Source organism: Serratia sp. OS31, from assembly GCF_014164835.1.
In the GTDB taxonomy this organism is placed as follows: domain Bacteria; phylum Pseudomonadota; class Gammaproteobacteria; order Enterobacterales; family Enterobacteriaceae; genus Serratia; species Serratia liquefaciens_A.
Window position 1 is genome coordinate 18,677 of record NZ_JACJFQ010000044.1, and the last position, 11,163, is coordinate 29,839.

An 11,163-nucleotide genomic window follows, 5' to 3' on the forward strand; every position below is an offset into this window, starting at 1 on the left:
CTTCGAGTAAGTTCTGACGCATTAACGGCGTAAACTCCACCGCCGCACATTTCCGATAACCAGAAGGTGGGAACAGCTCCCCTTGCAAAGCCTGTACTGTTCTTTACGTATGTACCAATTAGTGATATCAACACCTACGCATAAAACCAGCTATCAGCGTTATCCTTCGTTTGATGTTGAATTGGTCCAGCTTTACTTAATTGCAGTGACTAGATAGATGGAATTGTATTTGACCCTATACTTCCAGACACCTTTTTTTTCAGTCTAAATTCGGATTCGAGTTATCCAGGTAAGGCACAGGGTTTTCATCATGGATGATGTGTGGCACCGTTTCGAGAAAAGGGTATATACGTTATTGAGTTTTAATTGAGCCTGTACACCATTCTGTGTAAATGCCTTTTCTCAGAAGTGACCGTCCAGGCGGTCACCGAACTCGATAATAAAGCGGCGCATTGCCATCCGCCAGTCTCTCAGCGGCATCGTCCATTTCTGTGAGGCCGCCTGGATTGCTAGCCACACCACCTTTTTCACTGAGTCGTCGGTCGGGAACACCTTGCGCTTTTTTATGGCAGGCCGAATCACGCTGTTCAGAGACTCTATGGTATTAGTCGTGTAGATCACCTTGCAGATATCGGCCGGGTAAGCGAAGAATGTCGCCAGGTTGGTCCAATTTGCACCAACTTCGGCTTATTTGTGGATAGCGACTGTCCCATGTGTAGTGGTTCAGCAATTTCGGCCAGCCACATACCCAGTAGCTCTTTCTGGCCTTCGATATTGATACCCAGCGCCAGGAACACGGATTTATTGATCACGCGGCTCTCCTGCCGGACTTTCAGGACGATACAATCGAGATAAACAATGGGGTAGACCGTATCCAGTGGACGATTTTTCCATTCGATAACCTGTTCCATAACGGCATCGGTGACCTTCAATACCAGCAAGGGTGTGACATCTGCGTCATACAGCTCTTTAAACGCAGCCGCTATCTCGCGAGTTGTCATGCCTTATAGCGTACAACAACAGGATCTGGTTACCCATCCCGGTGATCCGGGTTTGGTTTTTCTTCACCTGTTGCGGTTCGAAAGAGCCATCACGATCGCGCGGCGTACGCTGCTCCAGCTGCGCCATCGTCAGTGGTGACGGTCTTTGTCGAGTAGCCGTTGCGAGTATTGGAGCCAGATTTAGCCTGATTTTTATCGTAGCCGAGGGGATGGAGCATTTCGGCGTTGAGCGCCGCCTCGACGCTGATTTTTTTAAGCAGGCGATCGAACTGGCTGAGTTCCTCAAGGGTTTTGAGATTTTTGGCCAGTTCGTTAGCCAGAGCCTGCAACTTTTTTCGTCCATAAAGAAACCTGCTTTTGATGTTGGAATGAACATGTCAAAATCAATCAATTACACAAATTTATGTACAGGCTCCTACCTTGACACGCACCGCTACCGCGAGCTGCGTTTTTACTGACAAAAAATTAGCGTGGCTCAAAATGACGTCGCCTCGCTCACTGGGCGACGTCAGCACGTAGCCGTCAGTGAGCGCAGAACCTGCTCTCGCCGTTCACACAGGGTAGCCCTGACCCAGCACCAGTCCTCGTTGGTGCCGTTTTTCGCCAGATGCAGCGCGATGCGCCAAAAATATGCAGCTTGCTCAAAATTGCCGCCTTGCTCCAGCTTCGCGGCCATCGAGGCTGTGCTCTGGTATGAGTTTTTTTTGTCCATGAAAAGTTCCTGTTTTTGTGGGCGGTGGCGATTGTCGCAGAGGCAGGCCTCGCGGACATTCGTTATGTTAAAAGTCCTGAAGTTATTTTACGCCTAATCGGCTTTTGCTATGTATTGCAAAAATGCGACAGGCGTTCACATCAGAGCATTTCCGACAACTTTGCTAATTCTCTGTCGTTATAGCCGTTATCAAAGATAAGCGTGTCATCTGCAAATATCTTTCCTGATGAAAATATCATGTCTAGGTGGTGACTGCCTTTCTTTCCACCTCCCAGACCAAGGTGCAGCCCTGGATGTCTTTCTTCAAATCCAGCATTTCTTCCATACAGTTTCTGTATACCTCTATTGGTGCCGATACCATATTCTTCAACAACAGCGTTTCCTTCATTGTTGTTCAGATAAATTTTGAAATCACGGCTGAAATCCTCGTTTTCTGATTCGAAATGAACAATTTTTCCATTCTGTATTTTTAAGAAGACCAGTTTTTTTGTTACACCATATTTTATCGCAAAAGGTATAGTGCTTAAAAAAGTTCCGCCGAAAGTCACATGTCCATTGAGGTTTCTGACGTGGCTGGCAATTTCCCCGGGAATGATGTCGATATTCCCTTTTCCTGAGATGGATGTCCAAGTGTGATTTTTGTTAAGATCACCGAGCAACCTATTTCCCCAGACATCCTCAAAAATGACTTTTTCAGCACTGCTTAATATCTTTATAAGATAATTGTTTCTTTTTTCTATATTATCAGGATGTTCTGCGAACGCTTCAGTGAAATGCTGTCCATAGTCCTTGAACAGAACGGATTTTTTCCAGTGTTTCGTCATTGTTGATTTTAATGGTGGAATGAAATCAGGAACCGTAGCCTGCTGGTTTTTTTTTGTTGAAGACGAGTACATCAAAACAAAGATATCACACAATTCTATTTTTTCTTTTATTTTATGTGGTGGAGTTAGATCCAGGCTTGCGGTATTTATTTTGAACAGCGTATCTTCTGCATTTTTATCTATGGCTTCACTAAGCGACTGATGTTCATTGTCATAACCAAGAAGTACAGATATGCTGTCTTTTTTTTTACTTTATCACTAATTTCAGGATGGTGTGACAGACAATAAAACATATTTCTGATTGATGTTTGCATTTGTTTCTCCATTTTTAAATGGCAGGGTTTCCCCTGCCAGCACACAGATTAAGGCCAGAGTGCAGTACCAAATGGCACAACTGCATCCGATTCCATCATTTCAACTGCTGCATCATGTGTGTCTTCTTCAAACCACTGTTCAAGATCAATTGCTGTGTTTTCCATAGTATGAATCCTTAATCAGTTATGAACAATTTAGGCAACAAATCACATTGCAATTAAATTTTTATGATAAATGCCACCATCCTGTCAAATCTAATTTTAGAATTAATGTTGACTCCTTGTAATGTTATACCTGAAATGCTGGTTTTAATTGTATTGTTCCATACGACTGAAACTGTAGTGCTTCACAAAATCAGCCCACCTGATCCTACCCGCATAATGTGGCCACCGCCCTAAGCGAAATTCTGATTTTCAAACTGTTCCGGTCTGAGACTGTCGCCCGTACTGTGGCGACGCCAGCGATTGTGATCACACTCGATATAATTAAACACTGTCGTTCTCATTTTATCGGCTGTTAAAGCGTTCTTGATGGATACACTACACTTTCAGTGAGTGAGAGAAGCTTCCTACACAGACATTGTCATAATAGCAGCCTTTTGCGCTCATGCACCCGCGTAGATTATGGCGTTTCAATAAGGTTTGATTACCCGATGAACAGTACCGCCCGCCACGCTCCGTGTGGGCAATCACATTTTCCGGGTGTTTGCGCCGCCAAAGCCCATTTGTAGCGCATCACAGGTAAACGGTGCCGCCATACGCGGTGACATCACCCAGCCAATTACGGAACTCGACCACAGGTCGATGCCCTCATCAACCCACTGGGCTGAAGTCCTGATCCAACAGACTCACGGATACCGGCAGACCAGCCGCAGCAGACAACCTGAAGCACACGGCTTTGACGCTGAACTCAGCCTGGTGTGTTCGCGGAAGACTGATTTTACCCAGCAATATTGGACACGCGACTAAGTGAGTAAACTCTCAACCAGAGGTTGACTCACATGACAAAGCCAGCATCAACCACAAAGAAGACACGTAAGCAGCACACGCCCGAATTCCGCAATGAAGCCCTGAAACTTGCTGAGCGTATCGGGGTGGCTGCCGCAGCCCGCGAACTCAGTCTGTATGAATCCCAGCTCTACAACTGGCGCAGCAAACAACAACACCAGACAACATCCTCTGAGCGCGAAAGCGAGCAGGCGGCGGAGATTGCCCGCCTTAAACACCAGCTGGCAGAGCGGGACGAGGAACTGGCCATTATCCAAAAGGCCGCGACAGACTTCGCGAAGCGCCTGAAATGAAGTATGTCTTTATCGAAAACCACCAGGCTGAATTCAGCATCAAAGCCATGTGCCGGGTATTGCGCGTGGCCCGCAGTGGCTGGTACGCCTGGTGCAACCGGTGCCGAGTTATCAATGCGCGTCAGCGCTTCCGGCAGGACTGCGACATTGCGGTCAGTGACGCCTTCACCCAGGCGAAACAGCGCTATGGTGCGCCGCGCCTGGCAGATGAACTACGGGAGCAGGGTCTGATGTATAACGTTAAAACCATCGCTTCCAGCCTGCGGCGGCAGGGGTTGCGTGCAAAGGCCTCCCGGCGGTTCACCCGGTCAGCTACAGTGAACAGGGGCTGCCGGTGTCAGAGAACCTGCTGAAGCAGGACTTCAGCGCCAGCGGTCCGAACCAGAAATGGTGCGGTGACATCACGTACCTGCAATGAAGACTGGTTGTATCTTGCCGTGGTCATTGACCTGTGGTCACGGGCAGTTATCGGCTGGTCAATGTCGTCACGGATTACAGCACAGCTTGCCTGCGATGCGCTGCAGATGGCTCTCTGGCGGCGTAAACGGCCACAGAATGTTATCGTTCATACCGATCGAGGCGGACAGTATTGCTCAGCGGATTATCAGGCATTGCTAAAACGATATAATCTGCGTGGCAGCATGAGCGGCCGTGGCAACTGCTTAGGGAGGATCACTAAGGACGGTGACTCTTATGCGCAGATTGCTGGTTCTTGGAGCCAGAGCATTACTGGCAAGTGTGGTAGGAAAAACGATCCTGTCAGTCGCTGGGCTTTGCAAATACGGGAACGTCTTGGTTATGGCCGGGCACTGGTCGCCATAGCGGCAAAAAATGCACGTATGTTCTGGGCAATATATAAGCGGGTAAAGGTAGCCTGGCTCAGGCATATGAATGGTTGAGAAGGATACAAAGCGCCTGTTTGCACACTGGGAAATTTGTACACGACGTGAACGGTCAACGACAAGAGCCGGATGACGGGAGACTGTCACGTCCGGTTCCGTGGGAGCCAGGGGGAAAGTTCCTTTGCACGACCCGATAGCCCCTTTGTTTATTAAAACTTAACTGCAAGGGAGTATGATCCGATAATGCTTATAAGTGCGAATCGAAAATTTCATTAAGTGCAACGATCCCTTTAAACCCCAGATACTGATCTTTCCTTTAAAAAAGAAAGTTAACCCTTTAAATAAATAACCTACTCGCTGCCTGTCCTGCGGACGGACTCATATAATGCCCGCCCTTGCAGCGGACTACGTCCGCGCCGGTTAGTAAACAGCAAAGGTTGCACTCCACGCTAAAGCATGGGGCATTTAGATCGGAATCCCTCAAAAGTCAGCAGCTGGTCTGCTGACCTTTGAGGGATTTATAAATCAACGACAAGCGCGAGATAGCACCATTTATCCTGCAGGCGAATAAAACTGATGTCGCCGCACCAGACGCGATTGGGTGCGGCAGGGTTAAACTGCCGATTCAATAAGTTTGGCAGTGGCGGACTGTTGTCTTCGTTTACCCGATAGCGATGTTTAACCGGCTGGCGACTTGTCAGTCCGCACTCCTATATCAGTCGTCGCGCCAGCCACCGGCCTGCATCAACGCCACTCGGCGCAGCATCTGGCTGATTGCCCGACTCCCCGCAGCGCCACGACTGAGAGCATGAAATGCTCTCACCCGACTTCGTAATTCAATTCGTTGCACATTAACAGGACGTTTCATCTGCGCGTAATAAACGCTGCGGTGAACACCGAATAAATGACAAAGAACCAACACAGGCCACTTTGCTTTCAGCCGTGTGATTAGCGCGATAGCTTTCCGGGGACTTCGCTCATCAGCACGGCAGCCTGCTTCACTGTTTTAACATTAACAGGATTTCGAGGTGTCCTGAATTACCGATCCACTACAGACACAATTCACCTCGTCAAGTCGGTATTTACCAATCAGAAAATTCCTCCACCTTTCCTATTAACGGGTCCAGGGGAAGAGGGGAACCCCATCACATCTCCCGATCGCGCTACGTAAAATCTGCAGCACTTTCTTACCCTGATAAAAATTTATTTTTCACGTAGCGTAATCTGCTGCAGACTTACCCAGTTTCGGCGGGGGAGGGTGAGGACTGGCAGAAAACGTAGCCCCTATTGTGCCTGAGAACACCGCGGTGATCGCTCACAATAAATCTTCTCGCGTGGATCTTCAAATCGGTAAAACTGGATTATAACGGAAAAATACCGAGGAATGGGGATCCAAATACTGGCGCGGCTGACACTCGTCGAACCGCCGCTAATGGTTAAAAACACTGTATATAGAGTTTTTAATGCACACATTCTACCATATATGGGTTGTCTACAGAAGTGGGGAATAAGTCTGTGGAGGTTCGGCTTTCCTCACGTTAAGCCGAATCAGATACAAAAGATCGAAGAGGGACAACAAGAGAAAACCAAAAGGGAAATAATTCGTGCCGATGCTCGGTCAGTCTCTCCGTTTTGTTTCCGACGTCTGGTAATAGACTCGAACTCGGAAGCAAATAATCAACACCGGCCCGCAACGCGGTACAGGGGATTAGGACAGAAAATACAACATGTAGTGGTTATCATCTGATAATAACTACCGCATCTTGTGCCTGCAGGGCAGGCTTTTACCTCACGATGACTGACCCTCACGTTCCGTTTTTGCCATGGCGGCCGCTGACTCAATGAGGACTTTCTGCGTAGCCAGGTAAATGGATATCTTTTTTCCCCTGCGACGAAAATTCAGTTTCAGCAGGCAGTAAATCCGGTGAACGAGTTTATGGTTCCAGGTATTGCCCTGCCTGTGCAGCAACTGGAACAGCTTCTTAAAACCGTATCGTGGACAGCCGTATCAGGTCTCACTGGTATAACGGCGGCTTAACGCCACGTACTGTCAGCTTGCATTTCTAAAATTAGGTGACGACTACATATGACCATGAATAAGCTGGGGGAAAATGTTTACTTCATCGGAAAAAAACCTATTCATCTGGCTGAATGATCAGATAAATGTCTATTTTTAGATGGTTTTTTTTCTGTATTACCTTTGATAAGCATTATATAATTCAAAAAGATATAATTACTTAGGTGCATTACCCAAATAACACAGTCACTGTTAAAAATCAAACAAAGTCATCTATTAATCTAACCATTTATGGGTGGCAAAATGCAAAGCAGGAGGAAACATCCTGCTTAAGTGGATGTATACTGTCATGCCAATTAGCACGTTAATATATTCACACTCACGGACTCACGGTTTTATTTACTGAGCGCCAACTCATTGACGTTATTGAAATCTTTCGAAGTTTAACGAACAGTCAAAAATCAATTGTAAGTCCGCCAATTTACTGTCTAACAGAAAGGCATAGAAACTAAAAAATCCAAACCATAAACATGCGATACAAACAAATACCATCCGATCTGGAGATTTTTTATCAGCATATTTTGAGGAAAGAAAATAATGTTTCGACAAGAAGCGATTGATAATCAGAGAATGAAATGGAGTGGGCGGGTGCTTCTACTCCCCGGCATCCACTTTGGATTCATAGCGGGTTTATGTCTTTTTTTTCTTGTCGCGTTTTTTGTCTTCGTTATCGCAGGTACATATACCCGCAGGGTCAACGTGACGGGCGAGATCAGTACCTACCCACGTGCAGCAAACGTTTATTCCACCGTTCAGGGAGTCGTGGTCAAACAATTTGTCACCGAAGGCGCAGTTATAAAAGCCGGTACCCCCATTTACCAGATCGACGTTAGCAAGAGTACTCCAAACGGAGTGGTCAGCGATAACCAGCGCCGGGATATCGATGGCCAACTGGCTCGCATAGCACAGATCATCAGCCGGCTGGAAAGCAGTAAACAAACCTCCCTTGAGATGCTGGAAAAACAGAAGGCCCAGTATACCGCAGCTTTCGAACGTTCCTCCCATATCCTACAGCGCGCACAGGAAGGAATACGTATAATGAAGGAAAATATGGAGAACTATCGGCACTATCAAACTCGGGGGCTGATCAACAAGGACCAGCTAACCAACCAGGTGGCGCAGTATTACCAGCAGCAAAACAACCTATTGGGTATGTCCGGCCAACATGAGCAAAATGCCCTGCAAATCACCGCGCTGGAAAGCCAAATTCACACCCAGGCTGCCGAATTCGACAACCAGATTTATCAGATGCAGCTGCAACGTTACGAACTCCAAAAGGAACTGCAACAAATTGATGCTAGCGGAGCTATTATAATCCGCGCGCTGACATCCGGTCGCGTCGATTCATTGAGTGTCACGGTCGGACAAATGGTCAACGTCGGTGACAGTCTTCTTCAAGTACTCCCGTCGGAGATCAACTACTATGCCTTGGTGCTCTGGGTCCCCAACGACGTTGTCCCCTATATTGCCGCCGGCGATAAGATCAATATACGTTATGATGCCTTTCCTGCGGAAAAATTCGGTCAGTTCGCTGGCACTATATCCGTTATTTCCAAAGCGCCAGCCTCACCGCAAGAAATGCAGACCTATCAGGGAGCTCCTGGAGCCTCTCAGTTCGCTAAAGTGCCATACTACAAGGTTATCGTCAGACCAGGTAAACAAACCATTGTTTACAATGGTAAGCGACTGAGTTTGGAAAACGGTATGAAAGTGCAGAGCACCCTGTTTCTGGAAAAAAGGAAAATTTATCAATGGATGTTGTCACCGTTCTACGATATGAAACACAGCGCAATAGGGCCGGTCTATGGGTAAGTTTACTTTCAAACAGCTGGTAAGCCAACTGGACATACGGTTGCGCCAGCGTGTCTCAATGGTTCATCAAACCGAGGCTTCAGAGTGTGGATTAGCCTGCTTGGCGATGATCTGTGCCTACTATGGCAAAAACATCGACCTTATTTCACTACGACAACAATTCAATCTGTCGGCACGCGGCGCTACGCTGTCCGGATTGACCGGTATCGCTGAGCAGTTGGGACTGGCCACCCGTCCCTTGTCACTGGAGCTGCATGAGCTTAGCGCCCTGAAAACACCGTGTATATTGCACTGGGAATTTAACCATTTTGTCTTACTGGTCAGTATCAGAGGTAATCGAGTCGTCCTGCACGATCCGGCACGCGGACACCGAGTTGTTGGGCTGACGGAACTGTCAAAAAGTTTTACGGGTATAGCGCTCGAAGCCTGGCCAGACAGTACATTCACTGCCGAAACTATACGTAACCGACTCAGTCTCGGCAAGCTGATAGGCAGCGTACATAATCTTAAAGGAACGCTCGGCAAGATCTTTTTCCTATCATTGGTGATCGAAACTATCAATCTAGTGATCCCGATAGGCACGCAACTGGTAATGGATCATGCAATTTCTGCTAGCGATCGTAGTTTGTTAACTATCATCTGCGCAGGCATGATGCTTTTCATATTGCTTCGAGCAGCTGTCAGTATAATACGTGCTTGGTCTTCACTGGTCATGGCAACTCTTATTAACGTTCAGTGGCAATCTGGATTATTTAATCACCTGTTGCGACTCCCACTGAGTTATTTTGAACGACGCAAATTGGGTGATATTCAGTCACGTTTCAGTTCACTGGATACGTTGCGTAGTACTTTCACCACCAGTATCATCGGTGCTATTATGGACAGCATCATGGTTATTGGCGTGCTGGTGATGATGTTATTGTATGGGGGCTGGCTGACTTGGATCGTAATTGCTTTCACAGCCTTATACATACTGCTCCGCCTGCTGACCTATCGCTATTACCGGCAACTGTCTGAAGAGTCACTGGTCAGAGGCGCCCGCGTCGATTCGTATTTTATGGAGACCTTATATGGTATCACCACCATAAAGACGCAAGGGATGATAGAAAGGCGTAGTACCCATTGGCTCAACCTCGAGATCGATAGAATCAATACCGGTATCCGGGTCTCCAAAATGGATATGCTGTTTGGCGGGATCAATGCCTTCGTTTCGGCTTGTGATCAAGTCGTTGTTCTTTGGTTTGGGATTAGTCTGGTCATCAATAATCAGATGACCATCGGCATGTTCGTCGCATTTGGCGCCTTTCGGGGTCAGTTCTCCGACCGTATCGGGTCGCTGACAGAGTTTTTACTGCAGCTGCGTATGATGAGTTTGCACAACGAACGCATTGCCGATATTGCTCTACACCCGCAGGAAAGTCGACGTCCTGACATCCCTTTCAATACACAATTACAGCCGGTGTCTTTACGCACATATGCACTGAGTTATCGCTACGACAACCAATCGCCGGCCATATTTAGTGCCTTGGACATTTCTGTCGCCCCAGGCGAAAGTGTTGCCATAGTGGGGCCATCAGGCGCGGGCAAAACCACGTTGATGAAAGTGTTGTGTGGGTTGTTCCCCCCTGATTCGGGTCGTGTTGAGGTGAACGGCACAGATATCCAGCAGCTCGGCATCAACAACTACCACAAGATGATCGCTTGCGTTATGCAGGACGACAAACTTTTCTCCGGCTCTATACGGGAAAATATCTGTGGATTTACGGACAATGTGGATGAGGCGTGGATGCAAGAGTGTGCCCAAGCTAGCTATTTGCATGAGGTGATCATGCGTATGCCGATGGGGTATGAAACGCTGATAGGAGAGCTGGGGGAAGGATTATCCGGCGGGCAAAAACAACGGCTGTTCATTGCCCGGGCAATCTACAAAAAACCCGCGATTTTGTTCCTAGATGAGGCTACCAGTGCGCTGGATAATGAAAGTGAATTGGTGGTGAATCAGGCTATTAAGGAACTCAGTATTACTCGGGTGATCATTGCACACCGTGAAACTACTATAGCATCGGCTGATCGCGTCATTGATATGGCTATAATCGCCTCGTGTTAAACATTAACAGGCACTGAATAAAGATGCGAATATCAGCCCGCATTGTGCATCAGTGGCCAGTATAATCAGTTTGCAAAGATGTTGACGGAACATGTGCTTTCGGGAGCAGAGTAAAGGTCAGTGAGGAACCTATTGCCTCTTGATGTTGCAACCGAGCAGACAACGACTCACAG

General features: G+C 47.5%; 4 protein-coding genes and 5 pseudogenes. 3 read left to right on the forward strand and 6 right to left on the reverse strand.

Annotated elements, in window-relative coordinates:
* Positions 1 to 402: 402 nt before the first annotated feature.
* The 4 genes and pseudogenes from H5P17_RS23990 to H5P17_RS24005 all read right to left on the reverse strand — a co-directional run.
* A pseudogene (locus tag H5P17_RS23990) lies at positions 403 to 1,363 on the reverse strand (transposase).
* 146 nt (positions 1,364 to 1,509) lie between these two features.
* Positions 1,510 to 1,713: an ANR family transcriptional regulator gene (locus H5P17_RS23995; protein ID WP_182825613.1), complete on the reverse strand. Its 204-nt coding sequence runs from the start codon at positions 1,711 to 1,713 to the stop codon at positions 1,510 to 1,512.
* A 140-nt stretch (positions 1,714 to 1,853) separates the two neighbouring features.
* Positions 1,854 to 2,609 (reverse strand): leucyl aminopeptidase, encoded by a 756-nt coding sequence (locus H5P17_RS24000; protein ID WP_255477991.1) that lies wholly within the window; start codon positions 2,607 to 2,609, stop codon positions 1,854 to 1,856.
* Positions 2,610 to 3,246: 637 nt separating this feature from the next.
* A pseudogene (locus H5P17_RS24005) lies at positions 3,247 to 3,657 on the reverse strand (IS3 family transposase); the annotation flags it as partial.
* Positions 3,658 to 3,852: 195 nt separating this feature from the next.
* Here H5P17_RS24005 and H5P17_RS24010 point away from each other — a divergent pair.
* A pseudogene (locus tag H5P17_RS24010) lies at positions 3,853 to 5,051 on the forward strand (IS3 family transposase).
* A 464-nt stretch (positions 5,052 to 5,515) separates the two neighbouring features.
* Here the strand turns inward: H5P17_RS24010 and H5P17_RS24015 are convergent.
* Both H5P17_RS24015 and H5P17_RS24020 read right to left on the reverse strand, forming a co-directional pair.
* Positions 5,516 to 5,994 (reverse strand): annotated as a pseudogene (locus tag H5P17_RS24015) (IS3 family transposase); the annotation flags it as partial.
* Positions 5,995 to 6,870: 876 nt separating this feature from the next.
* A pseudogene (locus tag H5P17_RS24020) lies at positions 6,871 to 6,993 on the reverse strand (IS3 family transposase); the annotation flags it as partial.
* Between the two features lie 615 nt (positions 6,994 to 7,608).
* On the opposite strand from H5P17_RS24020, the gene H5P17_RS24025 reads away from it, so the two are divergent.
* Entirely contained in the window at positions 7,609 to 8,883 is a 1,275-nt protein-coding gene (locus H5P17_RS24025; RefSeq protein WP_182825614.1) for an HlyD family secretion protein, read from the forward strand.
* Positions 8,876 to 10,990: a peptidase domain-containing ABC transporter gene (locus H5P17_RS24030; RefSeq protein ID WP_182825615.1), complete on the forward strand. Its 2,115-nt coding sequence runs from the start codon at positions 8,876 to 8,878 to the stop codon at positions 10,988 to 10,990. Before H5P17_RS24025 ends, H5P17_RS24030 begins: the two co-directional genes overlap by 8 nt.
* Positions 10,991 to 11,163 lie beyond the last annotated feature (173 nt).